Below are 19,097 nucleotides of genomic sequence, written 5' to 3'. Positions count from 1 at the left end.
CTGCACCCGTGGAACGCCGGGCGCGTGCCCGCTACAGTACGCGGGCCCGACCCGGCGTAAAACCCCGGCCCATCCACGTCCGCGAGACTGTCGATGACCGATATCGAGACCCCCAGCCTGTTCGCCAACAGCGGCGAGCAGCTGCCGCTGAAGGACTTCACCGAGAAGGCGTACCTGGACTACTCCATGTACGTGATCCTGGACCGTGCTCTGCCGCATATCGGCGACGGCCTGAAGCCCGTACAGCGGCGGATCATCTACGCGATGAGCGAGCTGGGGCTCTCCGCCACCGCCAAGTACAAGAAGTCCGCGCGCACCGTGGGCGACGTGCTCGGCAAGTTCCATCCGCACGGGGACTCGGCGTGCTACGAGGCGATGGTGCTGATGGCGCAGCCGTTCTCCTATCGCTATCCGTTCGTCGACGGGCAGGGCAACTGGGGTTCGCCGGATGATCCCAAGTCCTTTGCGGCGATGCGCTACACCGAGTCGCGCTTGTCGCGTTATGCGCAGCTGCTGCTTTCCGAACTGGGTCAGGGCACGGTGGACTGGGTGCCCAACTTCGACGGTGCGCTGGACGAGCCGAAGATGCTCCCGGCGCGGCTGCCGAATGTGCTGCTCAATGGTGGTTCCGGGATCGCGGTGGGTATGGCGACGGACATCCCGCCGCACAACCTGCGCGAGGTGGCCGCTGCCTGCGTGCACCTGCTGGAGCACCCGAAGGCAACGGTCGAGGAGTTGTGCGCGATCCTCCCGGCGCCGGATTTCCCCACCGAGGCCGAGATCATCTCCCCGCCGGCCGAGTTGCGAAAGGTCTACGAGACCGGCCAGGGCTCGATCCGGGCCCGGGCGCGCTACGAGCGCGAGGGCGACGACATCGTGGTGACCGCGCTGCCGCACCAGGTCTCCGGCGCCAAGCTGCTGGAGCAGATCGCCGCCCAGATCCGCGCGAAGAAGTTGCCGATGGTCGAGGACCTGCGTGACGAGTCCGACCACGAGCATCCGACGCGCCTGGTGATTACCCCGCGCTCGAACCGGGTGGACGTCGAGGGCCTGATGGCGCATCTGTTCGCGACCACGGATCTCGAGAAGACCTACCGCGTGAACATGAACGTGATCGGCCTCGATGGCCGGCCGCGGGTGCGCGACCTGGCAGGGCTGCTCGGCGAGTGGCTGCAGTTCCGGATCGAGACGGTGCGCCGGCGCCTGCAATGGCGGCTGGAGAAGGTGCAGGCGCGGCTGCACGTGCTGGAAGGCCTGCTGATCGCCTATCTCAATATCGACGAGGTGATCGCGATCATCCGCGAACACGACCGGCCAAAGCCGGAATTGATGAGCCGGTTTGGCCTGAGCGATATCCAGGCCGAGGCGATCCTGGAGCTGAAACTGCGCCATCTGGCGAAGCTCGAGGAGATGAAGATCCGCGGCGAGCAGGACGAGCTCAGCCAGGAGCGCGACCAGCTGGAGAAGACGCTGGGCTCCGAGCGCCGCCTGCGCACCCTGGTCCGCCGCGAGATCGAGCAGGACGCGAAGGAGTATGGCGACGAGCGGCGCTCGCCGCTGGTCGAACGCGCGGCCGCGCAGGCGCTGGATGAATCGGCACTGGTGCCGACCGAGCCACTGACCATCGTGCTCTCGGAGAAGGGCTGGGCGCGGGCGGCCAAGGGCCACGATGTCGATCCCCGCGGGCTCAACTACAAGGCCGGGGATGCCTTCCAGGCGGCAGTCATCGGGCGCAGCAACCAGCCGGTGGCGTTCATCGACTCTACCGGTCGCACCTACACCATTGCGGCCCACACGCTGCCGTCGGCGCGCGGCCAGGGCGAGCCGCTTTCCGGCCGGGTGAACCCGCCGGAGGGGGCGCGTTTTGTGGGCCTGGCCACCGGGGCGGAGGAGGACCGCTGGCTGCTGGGCTCGGATCACGGCTACGGCTTCATTGCCAAGCTGGGTGACCTGCTCGGCCGGCAGAAGGCAGGCAAGAACGTGCTGAGCGTACCGGCTGGCGCGGCCGTGCTGCAGCCGGCGCCGGTGCGCAACCCGCACGAGGATCACATCGCGGTGGTTACGACCCGCGGCTATCTGCTGGTGTTTCCGGCCGCGGGGCTGCCGGAACTGGCGCGCGGCAAAGGCAACAAGCTGATCGGCATCCCGTCCGCGGCGCTCAAGGATGGCTCCGAGCGGGTGCTCGGGGTGGCTGTGCTGGCGCCGCAGGACACCCTGGTCGTGCATGCGGGCAAGCGCTTCAAGGCACTGGCCCCGGCGGAATGGGCCGAGTACGTTGGCGAGCGCGCGCGTCGCGGGCGTCAGCTCCCGCGCGGTTATCAGAACGCGGACAGCCTGGAGGTGCGCCCGGCCTGAACCCGCGCGTACCTGTGTGGTCTGTGAACGCGGCGGTGCTTGAATTTGGCCGCTGCGCCCCGACTATCGGTTCATCCCGTCGAGTTTATTAATTGGAGTACAGGAAAGCTTCATGAAACGTATCGTGCTGTTTCTGGCGACCAACTTCGCCATCCTGATCGTCCTTAGCATTACTCTGCGCATCCTTGGGGTCGAGAGCATCCTCGACGACCAGGGGGTCAATCTCGACCTGACCGCGTTGCTGATCTTCGCCGCCGTGTTTGGCTTCGGTGGTTCGTTCATCTCGCTGGCCATCTCCAAGTGGATGGCGAAGAAGACGATGAAGGTCCACGTGATCGACAAGCCGCGCAACGCCACCGAGCAGTGGCTGCTGGAGACGGTCACCCGTCAGGCCCGCGAGGCCGGAATCGGGATGCCGGAGGTCGGTATCTACGACTCGCCGGACCCGAACGCCTTCGCCACCGGCATGAGCAAGAACAATGCCCTGGTCGCGGTCAGCACCGGGTTGATGCAGAACATGGGGCAGGGCGAGGTCGAGGCCGTGCTGGGGCACGAGGTGGGCCACGTGGCCAATGGCGACATGGTGACCCTGGCGCTGATCCAGGGGGTGGTCAATACCTTCGTGATCTTCCTGTCGCGCGTGATCGGTCACTTTGTCGATCGCGTGATCTTCAAGAACGAGTCCGGTCACGGGCCGGCATTCTGGATCACCGCCATCGTGGCCGAGATCGTCCTCGCCATCCTGGCCTCCATCATCGTGTTCTGGTTCTCGCGTCAGCGCGAGTTCCGCGCCGACGAGGCGGGGGCTCGTTTTGCCAGCCGCGAGAAGATGATCGGGGCGCTGGAGTCGCTGGCGCGCGCCTCCGGTCGCCCGGTGGACATGCCGGACCAGATGGCCGCCTTTGGCATTCGCGGTGGCATGGCCCAGGGGCTGAAGAAGCTGTTCATGAGCCACCCGCCGATCGAACAGCGCATCGCGGCGCTGCGCGCCAACGGCTGACCGCAACCCTTTATGTGTACCAGGAGAGGGCCGCCCTTCGGGGCGGCCTTTTTCGTTTGCAGTGCCGGGGCTGCGGCCGGTCGGATCAGTAGTAGCGACCGCGTCCGGGTTCGCTGCCGGGGGCGGCGATGACGTCGTCGCCGACGAAGGGGTTGCTACGACGCTCTTCGCCGAAGGTGGACTCGGGGCCATGGCCGGGGACAAAGCGGGTGTCGTCGCCCAGTGGCCAGAGCTTGCCGGTGATGGAGTCCAGCAGCTCACGCCCGTTGCCGCGCGGAAAATCGCTGCGGCCGATCGCGCCATGGAACAGGACGTCACCGACCAGGGCGAGTCGGCCCTCCGGATCGTGGAAGACCACGTGGCCCGGGGTGTGGCCGGGACAGTGCAGGACGTGGAGGGTGGCTTGCCCGAGCTCGATGGTGTCGCCATCGTCCAGCCACTGATCGGGCACCAGTGGCTGGACCTCGGAGAAGCCGAAGATCTGCGCCTGCGCCGGGAGTTGGTCCAGCCAGAAGGCATCGTCGCGGTGCGGGCCGATAATCGGCGCGCCGGTACGTTTGGCCAGTTCGGCGGCTGCGCCCACGTGGTCCAGGTGGCCATGGGTCAGCAGGATCTTTTCCAGGTGGACGCCCTGATCCCGCGCGATCCGTTCCAGGGCCGCGGCATCCGCGCCGGGATCGACCCAGGCCGCGGCCCCGGTGACGTCGCACCAGATCAGGGTGGCGTTCTGGGCAAGCGGGGTGACGGGGTGGCTCAGATGGCGAAGCATGGCAGTGGATCCGTGAACAATTTCGAATTTTGAAGGCTGGAGGCGCTGGATTGCACGCAGCGGGGAATAGAACTGGCGAGCGGGCGTCTTACGGGGTGTGCAGGTCTTCAAGGGTACGTGATATGACGATGCGGTGAATTTGCGAACCCCCTGCGCATTCACCGGTTGACAAGAATATCGTCATATTAGAAGATTTGCATACGCTAATCGCTGTCCCCCCTGTCAGCGGTTGGTGGACTCCTCCATCCTCCTTTGGTGGTTTTCTTGGCGCGGGCTTCGACCCGCGCTTTTTTTTGCCCGCAATTCGCGTCATGCCGGCCCGCGTGTCTACCATGGTGGCCTTCGACGACGCTGCGAATTGCCCTTTATGACCCGACGCCTGAACAGTCTGCGCACCGCGGTGTTGTCGTTCGTGCTGCTGCCCCTGTTGCTGCTGATGGCCGCGGTGGTCGCGCTGGGTCTGCACGAATTCCAGACCCAGATGGAAAACCGGATGCAGGAGGACATCGAGCTGGTGGCGCGCTCCATCCGCCTGCCTGTGGCCGGTGCGATGCTGCAGGACGACGCGGCCGGTGTGCAGCAGTCACTGGACTCCCTGTTCCAGATCGAGGAGGTGTTCGGGGTCTATGTCTACGATGCCGACGGCCGGATGGTGGCGGCCAGTGGCCCGCCCAGTCCGACCCTGCAGCGCCGTGGCGAGGCGCAGGTCATCAGCGAAACCGGGAGTCTTGGGGCTTTCGGCGAACATCAGGGGCGCGAGACCTTTTCGTTCTTTCTTCCGTTGTCCGATCCGGCCGGTCGCATCGTGGGGCTGTTGCAGGTGACGCGCGACGTCACACCGTTCCGGGCCTTCGTCGCGCAGCTCCAGTGGCAGGGTGGGTTGCTGATGCTGGGGATTAGCGGGCTGTTTCTGCTGGTGGTGCTGTTCGGGTACCACCGGGCGGTGGGGCGGCATGTGTCTCGGTTGATGGCCGCGATGCGCGCGATTGGCGAGGGTCAGCGTGGATTGCGGGCGCCGGAACAGGGGCCGGCGGAGCTGCGCGGCCTGGCAGTCTCGATGAACCGCATGATGGAGCGTCGCGAGGCCTCGGAGGCCGAACTGGAGGCGCAACGCCTTGAGCAGGGACGGCTGGAGGAGAAGCTGCGGCACTCGGAGAAGCTGGCGGCGATCGGCCAGCTGGCGGCCGGCGTGGCACACGAACTGGGGACGCCGCTCGGGATTATCGCCGGTCGCGTGCAGCGCGCCATCCGGCACCTGCCGGAGGCGGATCCGGCGCGCACCGAGATGGAGGCGCTGAAGGCCGAGCTGGAGCGGGTGGAGACCATCGTGCGCCAGCTGCTGGACTTTGCCCGGCGCAATCCGTTGCAGGAACGCTCGCTGGATCTCGCGCAGCTGGTTGGAGATCTGGTCGAGCGTGTGCGCGAGCGGCATGCCTCCGGCGGGGTGGAATTCCGGCTCGAAGGCCCCGGGTTGACCATCGCCGCGGACCGCCTGCGCTTGGGCCAGGCCCTGGAGAATCTGCTGGAGAATGCCGCGCAGGTCGCCGCCCGCGAGGTCCGGGTCCGCTGGTATGCCTCGTCCGACCGGGTCGAGCTGGTGGTGGCGGACGACGGCCCCACGGCCGGGCGAGGGATAGACGATGAGCAGGCCGAACGCCTGTTCGAGCCCTTCTTTACCACCAAGCCCACCGGCGAGGGGACCGGGCTCGGGCTGGCGGTGGCGCAGGTGGCGCTGGAGGACCACGGGGGTACGGTGATGCTGGATCGCAGTGTCGCGGGGGAGACCCGATTTGTCGTGCATCTGCCGGTGGCCGCTGGCGCCCAGGAGGATTCGCTTCGATGAGCAGCAAGGCACAAGTCCCCGCAACGCCCCCGGAGTCGGTCCTGGTCGTGGAGGACGATCGCGGGCATCGCGAGCTGCTGACCGAGGAACTGACCGAGGCCGGCTACGCGGTTACGGCGGTTGCCAGTGCCGAGGATGCCGCGCGGGTGCTTGCGCAGCAGGCCTTCAGTCTGGTGGTGAGCGACCTGCGCCTGCCCGGCGCGGATGGCTTCCAGGTGCTCCAGGAGGCCCGCACCCGGGTGCCGGCACCCGGGTTCATCATGCTCACGGGCTTCGGGACAATCGACCAGGCGGTGGCCGCGCTGAAGGCGGGGGCGGATGACTTCCTGACCAAGCCGGTGGATCTGGATCACCTGCGTCTGGCCGCCGACCGGGTGACCGAGGCGCGGCGTTTGAAGGACGAGGTGCGTCGCTATCGTGAGGTCCTTGCGCAGGCCGATGGCTTTCACGGCATGCAGGGCCGCAGTCCGGCCATGCTGCAGTTGTTCGACCTGATTCGGCGGATCGCGGCCGCCGACGGCAGTGTCCTGATCACCGGCGAGTCCGGTACCGGCAAGGAACTGGTGGCGCGCGCGCTCCATGCGGAAAGCGAGCGGGCCCGTGGTCCGTTCGTGGCGATTAACTGCGCGGGCATCCCCGAGGCCCTGCTGGAGTCGGAGTTGCTGGGGCACGTGGCGGGTGCGTTCAGCGGGGCCAAGGGGGCTCGGCGCGGCCTGTTTACCGAGGCCGACGGCGGCACCCTGTTCCTGGACGAGATTGCCGAGATGCCGGTGGCCATGCAGAGCAAGCTGTTGCGTCTTCTGCAGGATGGTCGCGTGCGTCCGGTGGGCGCCAACGAGGAGATCGCGACCGATGTGCGTATCGTGGCGGCCACACATCAGGATCTGCAGACGCATATTGCCGACGGTCGTTTCCGTGAGGATCTCTACTATCGCCTGGAGACCTTTCGTATCGAGATCCCGCCGCTGCGCGAGCGTGGCGATGACATCGAACGCCTGGCCCTGCAGTTCCTGCGTCAGCAGGCCCTGGCCCGCGACCTGCCCGAGCGTCGCCTGAGCCCGGAGGCCCTGCGCGCGCTGGTGCGGTATCCGTTCCCGGGGAACGTCCGCGAACTCGCGAGTCTGATGGAGCGTGCCGCCACTCTGGCGGCCGGCGAGGTCATCGAGACCCGTGATCTGCCGGAGCGCGTATTCGAGGCGCCCGCCGAGGATCCCGGCGGAACGACGGGCGACCGGGCGGAGGGGGCGACGCCGGTACCGGGGATGGGCGACGACGGCCAGTGGCCGACCCTGGAGGAGCGCGAGCGCGACTACATTCGTCGGGTGCTGGAGCATGTGGACGGCAACAAGCAACGCGCTGCGCGGATCCTCGGCATCGGCCGCAAGACGCTGTACCGCAAACTCGGGGAATCCGACCCATCGTGACATCCTGACCCGGGTCGACCTGACCCATGTGTCATTCTGACCCGGTTTACCGTTGGGGCGTTCCCCGGCCCTTTCGGGATGATGAGAGCATAAGTCGCTGTTTCAAAGTGTTTTGTTTGTCTTTTTCCAATCTTGGCACGATGCCTGCTCCTCCTGGGACAGCAATCGAGGAATCGGAACCGCAGTGATGGACCATTCCTCCTCACACGGTTGCAACGAAATCGGGCGGGCGGACGATCGACCTTGAGTCGTCGCCGGCTTCGCCCCGAGATCCGAACGATCCAAAGGAAAAGGAGCAACATGATGAATATGCGCAAGACGATGCTCGCGATGGCCCTGACCTCCCTGTTTGCCGTGGGTGGAGCCGCCTCTGCCCAGTACGGCGGTGCCGAAGGTGGTGCCGGTGGGGGCGACATGGGCGGTGCCCAGGGCGGCCAGCCGCCGGCCCAGGAAGGCGGTGCCGGTGGCGGTGCTCAGGGCGGCCAGCCGCCTCAGGGTGGTGCCCAGGGTGGCGCGGCCCAGGGCGGTGCCCCGATGCAGGAAGCCCCCGAGGTGGATCTGAGCGAAGAAGACATCGACACTTTCGTAACCGCCTTCGTTGCGGTGCAGGAAGTGCGCGAAGACTTCGCCGACCGCCTGCAGAGTGCCGAGGACGAAACCGAGGCCCAGTCCATGCAGCAGGAAGCACAGGACGAAATGGTCAACGCGGTTGAAGACTCGGGCATGAGCGTCGAGGAATACAACGAAGTGGCCATGGCCCTGCAGAACGACCCCGAGTTGATGCAGGAAGTCCAGGAGCGCGCTGAAGCCCAGCTGTAACGGGCAGCGCAAAACCGCCCCGGGCATTGCGCCCGGGGGGTTGCAGGGGCCGGCCTTCGGGTCGGCCCCTTGTTTGTGTCCGGGGCATGCACGCGAATGTTCGGCACATTGATCCGTGATTCCCCCGAGGGCGGACGCCTTCGCGTCTCGGGAATTGTCCCTGTAGCTTGAATTGGGCAGAGGGAAGCGTTATTCTTGCGCGCTTTCTGAATCGCCCCGACCTCGGAGCATCGAACATCATGAGTACCATTAGCGCCAAGCCGGCCGAAGTCGAACGCGACTGGTTTCTCGTCGACGCCGACGGCAAGACCCTCGGTCGACTCGCCACGGAAATCGCACATCGCCTGCGCGGGAAGCACAAGCCCGTGTACACGCCGCATGTCGATACCGGCGACTACATCGTCGTGATCAACGCGGAGAAGATCCGCGTCTCCGGCAACAAGGCCATGGACAAGAAGTACTTCCACCATTCCGGTTACCCGGGTGGCATCAAGGAAGCCAACTTCACCCAGATGATCGAGCGTCATCCGGAGAAGGTGCTGGAGCTTGCCGTCAAGGGCATGCTGCCGCGCAACCCGCTTGGCCGGGCCATGTTCAAGAAGCTCAAGGTCTACGCCGGTACCGAACACCGGCACACGGCCCAGCAGCCGCAGCCGCTCGAAGTCTGAGCCGCCAGAATCAGCAAGGGAATCGATCCGAATGGCTATCAATCAGTATTACGGCACCGGCCGCCGCAAGACCGCCTCGGCGCGCGTCTTCCTGCGTCCCGGCACGGGCAACATCACGGTTAACGAGAAGCCGCTGGACGACTTCTTCGGCCGCAAGACCTCGCGCATGGTGGTACGCCAGCCGCTGGAGGCGACCGAGTCGACCGGCAACTTCGACGTGATCGCGACCGTTGAAGGCGGTGGCGGCAACGGCCAGGCCGGCGCGATCCGTCTGGGCATTGCCCGCGCCCTGGTGCAGTACAACGAAGACATGCGCCCGTCGCTGCGTCGTGGTGGTCACCTGACCCGCGATGCCCGCGAGGTGGAGCGCAAGAAGATCGGCCTGCGCAAGGCCCGTCGTGCAACCCAGTACTCGAAGCGCTAAAATTCGCGTCGAGTTTCGGGCTGCACCCGACCCGGTTTACTGGGGGATCGTCTAGCGGTAGGACTGCGGACTCTGACTCCGCCAACCCAGGTTCGAATCCTGGTCCCCCAGCCATTCATGGAAGAAGGCCCCCTTGTGGGGCCTTTTTTCATGAATGGCTGGAAGATTTCAGGATGAGAACCTGCAAGGTTCGACGGTGAGGCGTAGCCGACCCGAACAGCGCCGTATGCGGCGCTGGCCCGAAGGGCGAGGCGCATAGCGCCGAGTAATCCTGGTCCCCCAGCCATTCATGGAAGAAGGCCCCCTCGTGGGGCCCTTTTCTATGTTTGTTTGAGCGTGTCCAGGGTTCGAACCTGGAAGGTTCGGCGAAGCGCAGCGAAGCACTGCGCGCGCGCAGCCGCCGAATCATCCTGGTCCTCCAGCCATGGCAACGATTCGGGCCAGAACGTTTCGGCACCGCCCCGCTGATTTGTGGACGCCGACCCTGCTTCCGGTCTCCCTGCCTTTAAATGGCCAGCCACCGCCGACCTTGGCGACCGGTCCCCGGTAGCCACAAGCGCCCGGACCCCGGCATCCCGTCAACCCCGCTCCCGACTCCGCTACAATCCCTCGGCAGTGATCGGGAAATGCAGGGAATTCTCCCGCCCTTTTTCCGTCCAATTCCGCAGAACCCGGCCGCACTGGGTCGGATCGATCAAAATGCCAGAGAAGAGAGGATTGACCATGTCGGTACCCGAGAATCCCTACGAGCCGGTCAGCGTGGATGTGACAGCCCACGAGGTCGAAGGTCTGGACACCTGGTACATGATCGGGATCTCCGGTATTCCGGATCCCGACAACGAGGGGCATACCTCGAATGCGGGGTTCGTCGTGACCGACGAGGGCGTGGTGGTATATGACGCCCTGGGGACGCCGCCACTTGGCTTCGAGATGATTCGCCGGATCCGCGAGGTGACCGACCAGCCGATCAAGTACGTGATTGCTGGTCATTATCACGCGGATCACATCTATGGCCTGCAGGCGTTCGCGGACCACACCGATGCCAAGATCATCGGGCAGGCGCGCGCGAGAGACTATCTGGGAGGCGCCGGTGCGGTGGCGCGGCTCGAGCAGCGCCGGGGCGTGCTGGCCCCATGGGTGGACGAGGACACCCAGATCATTCCGCCGGACGAATTCTTCGAGGACGAGTACACCATCCGTCTCGGCGGGAAGACCTTCCGGTGCGTGCACGCGGGGCCCGCACACTCGCCGGACGACATCATCATGGTGGTGGAGGAGACCGGCGTGGTGTTCGCCGGCGACATCGTGTTCGATGGCCGGATCCCGTTTCTGGGCGACGATGCGCTGGATTCGGAGAACTGGGTCAAGCGCCTGGAAGAGTTGATGGAGATGGACCTGAAGTTCCTGATTCCGGGGCATGGCGAGGCGACCGATCAGGCGGCCCGGGCGGTCAGGTTCACCCGCGACTACCTGGTTAAGCTGCGCGAGCACATGGCCGTGGCGGTCGAGAACATGGATTCCTTCGACGAGGCCTACTCCGCGATGGACTGGAGTGACTACGAAGACCTGCCGGCCTTCGAACAGACCAACCGCAGCAACGCCAACGCGGTCTATCTGGAGATGGAAGAGAAGCTCTTTTGAGCTCGGCCGCAGGGGAAGCCCGGTCGGTGCGTGCGTTGCGGGTCCTTGATGTATCCCTGAATCCCACAAGCGAAAGGAATGATCGCCAATGACGCTGAATATTGAACCGGGCCTGCTCATGGCCATCCTGTCCCTGGTGGCGGGCATCCTGATCCTGATCCGGCCCCGCCTGCTGAACTACATCGTCGCGATCTATCTGATTGTTATCGGGGTGCTGGGCCTGCTGGCGTATTTCTAGGGAGATGCTCAAGGGGCCCCAGCGCGGATGTGTGAATCGATCAGCGCCGCCCTGGCGACGTAAAGGTCCCCGTCACCGATAGTTTGGTGCCCAAAAGCATGGACCAACAGTGCGACTTCGTGCGCAGGGCGTGCGGACCCGTTACTCTTTGGCCACATTCTGATCGGGGGGCTACGCCTCAATGACCGCCGAACGCGTCCGAGAAATACCCTATAACTACACCTCATTCTCCGACCGCGAAATCGTTATCCGTTTCCTGGGTTCCGATACCTGGGACCTCCTCAATGAGTTGCGTGGGGAGCGTCGGACGGGTGTGTCTGCGCGCATGCTGTTCGAGGTTCTGGGCGACATGTGGGTGGTCACCCGAAACCCGTACATCCAGGATGATCTGCTGGAGGACAAGAAGCGCCGCAAGGCGCTGATTGATGCCATGCAGCATCGTCTGGGCCAGATCACGGCCCGGGCCGACGGCAACGAGAAGGCGCTCAAGCTGGGCCAGCGCGCGCAGGCGGCAGTGTCTGCCTTTGCGCAGGAGTTCACCGATACCGCCGCGCTGCGCGATCAGGTGCGCAAGCGCATGAAGGCCCTGACGCACAAGGACAACATCCAGTTCGGCGGCCTGGCGCGGGTCTCCCACGTGACCGATGCGACCGACTGGCGTGTGGAGCTCCCGTTCGTGGTGCTCACCCCGGATTCCGAGGAAGAGATGGGCCCGCTGGTCGCGGCCTGCATCGAGCTCGGCCTGACGGTGATCCCGCGTGGCGGTGGCACCGGCTACACCGGTAGTGCCGTCCCGCTGTCCAAGCGCTCGGCGGTCATCAACACCGAGAAGCTGGAAGGCCTGGGCGAGGTCGAGCGCCGACCCCTGCCGGGCGTGGAGCGTGACGTCCCGGTGGTGCGCGTGGAGGCCGGTGTGGTCACCAAGCGCGTCTCCGAGCTGGCCGATCGCAACGGTCTAGTGTTCGCGGTGGATCCGACCTCGCAGGACGCCTCCACCATCGGCGGCAACGTCGCGATGAACGCTGGCGGCAAGAAGGCCGTGCTGTGGGGTACCGCGCTGGACAACCTGGCCGCCTGGACCATGGTGACCCCCGAGGCGGAGTGGATGTATGTCGAGCGCCTCAACCACAACCTCGGCAAGATCCACGACGCCGAGATCGTGCGCTTCCGTGTGAGCCGCTATCAGCCGGACGGCAAGACCCCGAAGGGCGAGCCCGAGATCCTGGAGATGCCGGGACAGAGCTTCCGCAAGCTGGGGCTGGGCAAGGACGTGACCGACAAGACCCTGATGGGCGTGCCGGGTATCCAGAAGGAAGGCTGCGACGGTCTGATTACGTCGGCCGAGTTCATCCTGCACCGGATGCCGGACAACATCCGCACCGTGTGCCTGGAGTTCTACGGGACCGATCTGCACCAGGCCGTGCCGGCGATCGTCGAGATCAAGGATGCGGTGGACGCCGAGGACGAAGTCCTGCTGGCGGGTCTGGAGCATCTCGACGAGCGCTACGTGCGCGCGGTGAAGTACACCCCGAAGGGCGCCCGTGGTGACCTGCCGAAGATGGTCCTGGTCGCCGACATTGTCTCCGACAACGAGGATGCCCTGGGCAAGCTGGCGGCCAGGATGGTGCGCGCGGCGAACGCCCGCAATGGCGAGGGTTTCGTTGCGGTCAGCCCCGAGGCGCGCAAGCGCTTCTGGGCGGATCGCGCCCGCACCGCGGCGATTGCTCACCACACCAACGCGTTCAAGATCAACGAGGACGTGGTGATCCCGCTGGAGCGCCTGGCGGAGTACACCGAGGGGATCGAGACCCTGAACGTGCGCGAGTCGCTGACGAACAAGCTCCGGATGGTCGACGAGATGCAGGAGTGCATGCGCGGTGACCATCCGGAGCTGCGCGAGTTGCTGGACGACACCGGTGGCGAGGGCCAGCAGTGGTTCGAGGCCAAGCGCGAGCGTGCGGTGGAGGTCCTGGAGACGGTGAAGAAGCGCTGGGAGGCAATCTCGGACAACTTCTTCACCCAGGCCTCGGAATGTGACGAGCTGCTGGACGAGCCCGCTCGTGCGGATTTGCGCGACCATGACAAGCTCATCAATGTGCTGCTGCGGCGCAGCCTGCGCATCTCCTACCGCGCCGAGGTCGAGCGCCCGCTGTTCGAGATCTTTGGCGGGCACCAGCTGGAGCCGGTGCGCAAGCGGCTGACCGCGATCCACGACCGGGTACTGACCAGCCGCCTGTTTATCGCCCTGCACATGCACGCGGGCGATGGCAACGTGCACACCAACATCCCGGTCAATTCCAATGACTACCAGATGATGCACCAGGCCGAGCGCCTGGTGGATGAAGTGATGCGCCTGGCACGCGAGCTCAATGGGGTGATCTCCGGCGAGCACGGGATCGGGCTGACCAAGATGCAGTATCTGGAGCCCGAACGCATCGAGTCGTTCGCGAAGTACAAGAAGGACGTCGACCCGAATGGCGTGTTCAACGCCGGCAAGCTGCTGGTGGGCTCCGGGTTGTCCAATGCCTATACGCCGTCGCTGCGCCTGGTCAAGCAGGAGGCGTTGATCCTTGAACAAAGCGAGCTGGGCGATCTCAACGACGAGATCAAGGACTGCCTGCGTTGCGGCAAGTGCAAGCCGGTGTGCAACACGCACGTCCCGCGCGCCAATCTGCTGTACTCGCCGCGCAACAAGATCCTGGCGACCGGGTTGATCGTCGAGGCGTTCCTCTACGAGGAGCAGACCCGGCGCGGGCTGTCGCTGAATCACTTCGAGGAGATGAACGACGTCGCGGATCACTGCACGATCTGCCACAAGTGCCTGAATCCGTGCCCGGTCGACATCGACTTTGGCGACGTGACCATGCACATGCGTTCGATCCTGAACAAGAAGGGCAAGCGCAAGGCGACGCCGGCGACGATGATGTCCATGGCCTTCCTCAACGCGAAGGACCCGGCCACCATCAAGGGTATCCGCAAGGGTGCGATCCAGATGGGCTATGCCGCCCAGCGCCTGGGGCATTTCGCATTCAAGAAGTTGAACCTGACCGGGGAGGGCAAGACCCCGCGCTCGACCACCGGCAAGGCACCGATGCACGAGCAGGTCGTGCACTTCGTGAAAAAGCCGATGCCCGCCGGGTTGCCGAGCCAGACCACCCGCCAGATGCTGGGGCTGGAGGATTCGCGCTACGTGCCGATCCTGCGCGACCCGGTGAAGACCGATCTGGATTCGGATGCGGTGTTCTACTTTCCCGGGTGCGGTTCCGAGCGCCTGTTCAGCCAGGTGGGCCTGGCTACGCTCGCCATGCTCTACGACGTCGGCGCGCAGACCGTGCTGCCGCCGGGCTACCTGTGCTGCGGGTATCCGCAGAATGCCGGTGGCGATTTCGAGAAGGGCCAGCAGATCAGTACCGAGAACCGGGTACTGTTCCATCGCCTCGCGACCACGCTCAACTACCTCGACATCAAGACCGTCGTGGTGTCCTGTGGCACCTGCATGGATCAGCTCCTGAAATACGAGTTCGAGCGGATCTTCCCGGGTTGCCGGTTGCTGGACATCCACGAGTACCTGATGGAGAAGGGCGTCCATCTCGAGGGGCTCGAGGGCGTGCAGTACATGTACCACGATCCCTGCCATTCGCCGATGAAGTCGCACAAGCCGACCGACGTCGCGGCCAAGCTGCTGGGTCAGGAGGTCCTGCAGTCCGACCGTTGCTGTGGCGAGGCCGGGACCTTTGCGATCAGCCGTCCGGATATCGCCACCCAGGTGCGCTTCCGCAAGCAGGAAGAGCTGCACAAGGGCATCAAGGAGCTGACCGGAGAGGAGAAGGCGAAGGACGGCAACGTGAAGATGCTGACCTCCTGCCCGGCTTGCCAGCAGGGCCTGGAGCGCTATCGCGAGGATACCGGGATGGATACCGACTACATCGTGGTGGAGATGGCCAACCGTCTGATGGGCGATGGCTGGCAGAAGGCCTTCATCGAACGGGCCCGCGAGGGTGGGATCGAGAAGGTCCTGCTGTAGGGCTTGGAGCCGGCACAAGCGGGTGCTGCACATGGCCCGCCCGGGTTGGCTACAATCGGGGGCACCGGGCGGTCGCGACGGAATAAAGGATCGTCACGTCGCGTCGCCCCATCGGGCGTACGCAATGCCCGTCAAGGCCGCGGCAGTGTATGCGGCATGTCCACCCGTCCATGCAAGGGAGTTCGCATGACCTTTCGCTCTTTGAGTCCCCGTCTCGCCGTCATGGCCCTTTGTTTCGGGCTGGCGGCGGCCCCCGTCGTGGCCAGTGCCCAGGCCTTTGTCGAATTCCCCGGCCGCAGTCTTTACGAGCGATTCGGCGTGGATGCCGTGGACCTGTTCGATCTGCGGGGCCAGTTGTCGCGCTCCACGGTGATCGATGTCCGCCCGCGTCTGGAATACGACATCCTGCACATCGAGGGGGCCCATCATGTACCGCTGGGCGCCCCGGATTTTGAGGATCAGGTACGGGCCCTGGAAGAGCAGCATGGCGGGCCCCTGGTGTTCTACTGCAACGGGCGCGAGAGCTACATGTCCTATCGCGCTGCCGCGCGGGCCAACGCGGCCGGGCTCGGCCCGACCCAGGCCTATGACGCCGGTGTCGCGGACTGGGCAGACCGCTACCCGGGGCTGGCCATGCTCCGCGGCGAGCCGATCGAGGACCCCGAGACCCAACTCATCACGGACGAGGCCTTCGAGGCGCGGTTGCTGGATGCCGACACCTTCGCCCGTCGTGTTCGCAACGACGACAATGCGGTGGTGCTGGACGTGCGCGGCAACGAGGAGCGTGACGAGATCTCGCTGTTTGCCGGGCGCGAGATGTCGGCCCCGTTGGAGAACATCGATACGCTTAACCGCATCCTCGGCCAGGCCAACAGGGATGGTGATGCGCTGTTGATCTTCGACCAGAACGGTCAGCAGGTGCGCTGGTTGCAGTATCACCTGGAGGGACGCGGCATCGAGAACTACCACTTCCTGGAAGGCGGCCTGCAGCAGTTCTACGACGAGGTGATGACGCGCTGATTGTCCGTCTCACCGCTTGCCCACGTTAAAAAGGCCGGGATCGTATGATCCCGGCCTTTTTTTGGAGCGGTATCAGCGACGAAACAGCGCCAGGAGGATCGTGATCCCCACGCTGACGATGATCATCGTGGTGAGCGGGAAGTAGAAGCGGGCGTTCTCGCGTTCGATCACGATGTCACCCGGGAGCCGGCCCCAGGGGATTTTTCCGAGCCACGGCCACAGCAGACCGATCAGGACGATCAGCCCGCCGATGATGATCAGCCATTTGCCCGTCGCGGTCACCGTGGCGGACTCGACCCGCTTAACCGGCGGTCATCTCCTCGACGCCCGAGGCGGAGCCCACCAGCATGATATCCGCCGAACGGCGGGCGAACAGTCCGTTGGTCACGACGCCGGCGATATGGTCCAGCTCGGATTCGAGTTCAACCGGGTTCATGATGCGCAGGTTGTGCACGTCGAGGATCACGTTGCCGTTGTCGGTCTTGAAGCCCTCGCGCAGTTCCGGGTTGCCGCCCAGCTTCGACAGGGCGCGGGCCACGTGGCTGCGCGCCATCGGGATGACCTCGACCGGAAGCGGGAAGGCGCCGAGATAGTCGACGACCTTGGTCTCGTCGACCACGCAGACGAAGGTCTTCGACGCCGCCGCGACGATCTTTTCGCGGGTCAGCGCGCCGCCGCCGCCCTTGGTCAGGTGCAGATGCCGGGTCGCCTCGTCGGCCCCGTCGACGTAGATCGGCAGCGGACCGGCGGAGTTCAGGTCCAGTACCTCGATACCGTGGCCGCGCAGGCGCTCGGCGCTGGCCTCGCTGGAGGCCACGGCGCCATCGATCTTGCCCTTGATGCCGGCCAGGGCGTCAATAAAGTAGTTCGCGGTGGAACCGGTGCCCACACCCACGATCCAGCCGCTCTCGATCCGTTCCAGCGCCGCCTCGGCGACCGCCTTTTTCATTTCGTCCTGATTCATCACCGTCTCCCGAATATTCTGTCCGTAACCCATTGAGGATACCGACTGCTCCGTCCCCGGGACAAGCGGAAGCGTTAAGGCCTCGCATGCTATCGTTTGGGGCATGAAATTCCCCTATCTCGAGAAGATCCTGACGGCGCGCGTCTACGATGTCGCGCGCGAGACGCCACTGGACCCGATGCCGAATCTGTCGGAGCGCCTTGGCTCCACGTTGTGGCTGAAGCGCGAAGATCTGCAGCCGGTGTTCTCGTTCAAGCTGCGTGGCGCCTACAACAAGATCGCCCAGCTGACCCCGGAACAGCGCGCAAAGGGCGTGGTGGCCGCCTCCGCCGGCAACCATGCGCAGGGCGTTGCGCTGGGGGCCAGTCACCTCGGCATCAAGGCCGTGATCGTAATGCCGGTGACCACGCCGTCGATCAAGATCGACGCGGTGCGCCGGTTCGGTGGCAAGGCTGTGCTGCACGGCGATTCCTTCGACGAGGCGGCCGCCCACGCCCGCGAACTGGAACAGAAACACGGCTACACCTTCATCCATCCGTTCGACGATCCCGACGTGATCGCCGGGCAGGGCACGGTGGCGATGGAGCTATTGCGCCAGCACCCGGGTCATCTGGACGCGGTGTTCGTGTGCATCGGGGGGGGCGGACTGGCGGCCGGCATGGCCGCCTACATCAAGCGCCTGCGTCCGGAGATCAAGGTCATCGGCGTGGAGCCGGACGATGCGCCCTCGATGTACAAGGCGCTGCAACAGAACCGCCGGGTCACCCTCAAGCAGGTCGGGATCTTTGCCGACGGTGCGGCTGTGCGTCAGGTCGGCAAGGAGACCTTCCGTCTGTGCCGCGACCTGATTGACGAGGTCCTCCTCGTGGACACCGACTCCATTTGCGCGGCCATCAAGGACATCTTCGATGACACCCGCGTGGTGGCCGAGCCGGCCGGGGCCCTCGCGGTGGCCGGGATGAAGCAGTACATCCAGCGCGAGGGCCTGCAGGGCGCGAACCTGGCGGCGGTGCTCAGCGGGGCCAATATCAACTTCGATCGCTTGCGCCACGTGGCCGAGCGCGCCGAGATCGGCGAGCATCGCGAGGCCCTGTTTGCGGTCACCATCCCCGAGCGTCCGGGTAGCTTTCGTCAGTTCTGTCAGGCCATCGGCAAGCGCGGGGTCACCGAATTCAACTACCGCTACGCGGATGATGAGAAGGCCCAGGTCTTTGCCGGTATCAAACTGGAGGGGGGCGACCCCGAGCGCCAGGAAATCCTGGCGGCCCTGGAGGAGGCGGGTTACGACGTTCTGGACATGACCGAGAACGAGGTGGCCAAGCTCCACCTCCGGCACATGGTCGGCGGCCACGGTGGCGAGGTCCGCAACGAACGGATCTACCGCTTCGAGTTCCCGGAGCGCCCCGGCGCGCTGCTGAATTTCCTGACGCACATGGGCCAGACCTGGAACATCAGCCTGTTCCACTATCGCAACCATGGTGCCGCCTATGGCCGCGTGCTGGTCGGCATGCAGATCCCCGCCGAGGATCGGGCGCGGTTCCGCGAGTTTCTGAAGGAGGTCGGGTATCCATGGCACGAGGAGACCGGGAATCCGGCCTACTCCCTCTTCCTGCGCTGACCGCGCGTTTCCTTAGGGGGTGGCATGTCCTAGGCGGGCCCTGGGCCGTCCTCCGGTGTTTACGTGCCTTCGTCCGGCCGCCTGCCAGGTGCTCTTTCGCGAGCGCACCGCGAGGTACTTTCTTGCTTGCCCAAGAAAGTACCCAAAGAAGGGCCCCAGGATTCCGCCCGGGAACCTCGCTCCGGACGCGCTGGGCCGGCGGCGCTGAACTCGCTACGCTGCGCTTCGCTCAGACATCCAGCGCCTTCTCCCGGCCCATCACGCCCTCCGCGAGGGGCTCCATACGGGAG

At 65.3% G+C, this 19,097-nt stretch carries 15 protein-coding genes, 1 tRNA gene and 1 other RNA gene; 14 read left to right on the top strand and 3 right to left on the bottom strand.

Going from position 1 to position 19,097, the window contains the following annotated elements:
- The first annotated feature begins 93 nt into the window (after nt 1-93).
- The gene (parC, locus tag D579_RS0111460) at nt 94-2,355 is read left to right on the top strand and encodes a DNA topoisomerase IV subunit A (RefSeq protein ID WP_018952095.1); all 2,262 of its coding nucleotides are present in this window, start codon (nt 94-96) and stop codon (nt 2,353-2,355) included.
- Between the two features lie 112 nt (nt 2,356-2,467).
- On the top strand, nt 2,468-3,355 hold the full coding sequence (gene htpX, locus D579_RS0111455; RefSeq protein ID WP_018168105.1) for a protease HtpX: 888 nt from the start codon (nt 2,468-2,470) through the stop codon (nt 3,353-3,355).
- Nucleotides 3,356-3,440: 85 nt separating this feature from the next.
- On the opposite strand, the gene D579_RS0111450 is transcribed toward htpX, so the two are convergent.
- The gene (locus D579_RS0111450) at nt 3,441-4,124 is read right to left on the bottom strand and encodes an MBL fold metallo-hydrolase (protein WP_018952094.1); all 684 of its coding nucleotides are present in this window, start codon (nt 4,122-4,124) and stop codon (nt 3,441-3,443) included.
- A 367-nt stretch (nt 4,125-4,491) separates the two neighbouring features.
- Here D579_RS0111450 and D579_RS0111445 point away from each other — a divergent pair, with 367 nt between their 5' ends.
- From D579_RS0111445 to D579_RS0111400, 11 genes are all read left to right on the top strand, one after another.
- Complete coding sequence (locus tag D579_RS0111445) at nt 4,492-5,967, top strand: ATP-binding protein (RefSeq protein ID WP_018952093.1); 1,476 nt, start codon at nt 4,492-4,494, stop codon at nt 5,965-5,967.
- Nucleotides 5,964-7,391, top strand: coding sequence for a sigma-54 dependent transcriptional regulator (locus D579_RS0111440; protein ID WP_018952092.1), 1,428 nt, complete (start codon nt 5,964-5,966; stop codon nt 7,389-7,391). Before D579_RS0111445 ends, D579_RS0111440 begins: the two co-directional genes overlap by 4 nt.
- A 303-nt stretch (nt 7,392-7,694) precedes the next feature.
- The gene (locus tag D579_RS0111435) at nt 7,695-8,210 is read left to right on the top strand and encodes a DUF4168 domain-containing protein (RefSeq protein ID WP_018168109.1); all 516 of its coding nucleotides are present in this window, start codon (nt 7,695-7,697) and stop codon (nt 8,208-8,210) included.
- 239 nt (nt 8,211-8,449) lie between these two features.
- Nucleotides 8,450-8,878, top strand: a complete 429-nt coding sequence (gene rplM, locus D579_RS0111430) for a 50S ribosomal protein L13 (RefSeq protein ID WP_018144106.1) — start codon at nt 8,450-8,452, stop codon at nt 8,876-8,878.
- 31 nt (nt 8,879-8,909) lie between these two features.
- Nucleotides 8,910-9,302 (top strand): 30S ribosomal protein S9, encoded by a 393-nt coding sequence (gene rpsI / locus D579_RS0111425; protein WP_018144105.1) that lies wholly within the window; start codon nt 8,910-8,912, stop codon nt 9,300-9,302.
- 40 nt (nt 9,303-9,342) lie between these two features.
- A tRNA-Gln gene (locus tag D579_RS0111420) sits at nt 9,343-9,416 on the top strand.
- Nucleotides 9,417-9,452: 36 nt separating this feature from the next.
- Nucleotides 9,453-9,588: non-coding RNA, RtT sRNA (locus tag D579_RS14895), on the top strand.
- A gap of 437 nt (nt 9,589-10,025) precedes the next feature.
- Nucleotides 10,026-10,943, top strand: a complete 918-nt coding sequence (locus D579_RS0111415) for an MBL fold metallo-hydrolase (RefSeq protein WP_018144104.1) — start codon at nt 10,026-10,028, stop codon at nt 10,941-10,943.
- An 88-nt stretch (nt 10,944-11,031) separates the two neighbouring features.
- Entirely contained in the window at nt 11,032-11,181 is a 150-nt protein-coding gene (locus D579_RS14890) for a DUF3096 domain-containing protein (protein WP_018144103.1), read from the top strand.
- 181 nt (nt 11,182-11,362) lie between these two features.
- The gene (locus D579_RS0111405; protein WP_018952091.1) at nt 11,363-15,205 is read left to right on the top strand and encodes a DUF3683 domain-containing protein; all 3,843 of its coding nucleotides are present in this window, start codon (nt 11,363-11,365) and stop codon (nt 15,203-15,205) included.
- A gap of 186 nt (nt 15,206-15,391) precedes the next feature.
- Nucleotides 15,392-16,225, top strand: coding sequence for a rhodanese-like domain-containing protein (locus tag D579_RS0111400; protein WP_018952090.1), 834 nt, complete (start codon nt 15,392-15,394; stop codon nt 16,223-16,225).
- 72 nt (nt 16,226-16,297) lie between these two features.
- Here D579_RS0111400 and D579_RS0111395 read toward each other — a convergent pair whose 3' ends face one another.
- Nucleotides 16,298-16,507 carry a DUF2905 domain-containing protein gene (locus D579_RS0111395; RefSeq protein ID WP_018952089.1) on the bottom strand — a complete coding sequence of 70 codons (210 nt, stop codon included), beginning with the start codon at nt 16,505-16,507 and terminating at the stop codon, nt 16,298-16,300.
- Between the two features lie 19 nt (nt 16,508-16,526).
- Nucleotides 16,527-17,189 carry a ribose-5-phosphate isomerase RpiA gene (gene rpiA / locus D579_RS0111390; protein ID WP_038050453.1) on the bottom strand — a complete coding sequence of 221 codons (663 nt, stop codon included), beginning with the start codon at nt 17,187-17,189 and terminating at the stop codon, nt 16,527-16,529.
- A gap of 103 nt (nt 17,190-17,292) precedes the next feature.
- Between rpiA and ilvA the strand changes: the two genes are divergently transcribed.
- Nucleotides 17,293-18,807: a threonine ammonia-lyase, biosynthetic gene (gene ilvA / locus D579_RS0111385; protein ID WP_018952087.1), complete on the top strand. Its 1,515-nt coding sequence runs from the start codon at nt 17,293-17,295 to the stop codon at nt 18,805-18,807.
- Nucleotides 18,808-19,097 lie beyond the last annotated feature (290 nt).

It is taken from the genome of Thioalkalivibrio sp. AKL12, assembly GCF_000377925.1.
In the GTDB taxonomy this organism is placed as follows: Bacteria; Pseudomonadota; Gammaproteobacteria; order Ectothiorhodospirales; family Ectothiorhodospiraceae; genus Thioalkalivibrio; species Thioalkalivibrio versutus.
The sequence above is the reverse complement of the archived record's forward strand: the minus strand, read 5'-3'. Positions and strand labels throughout refer to the sequence as shown.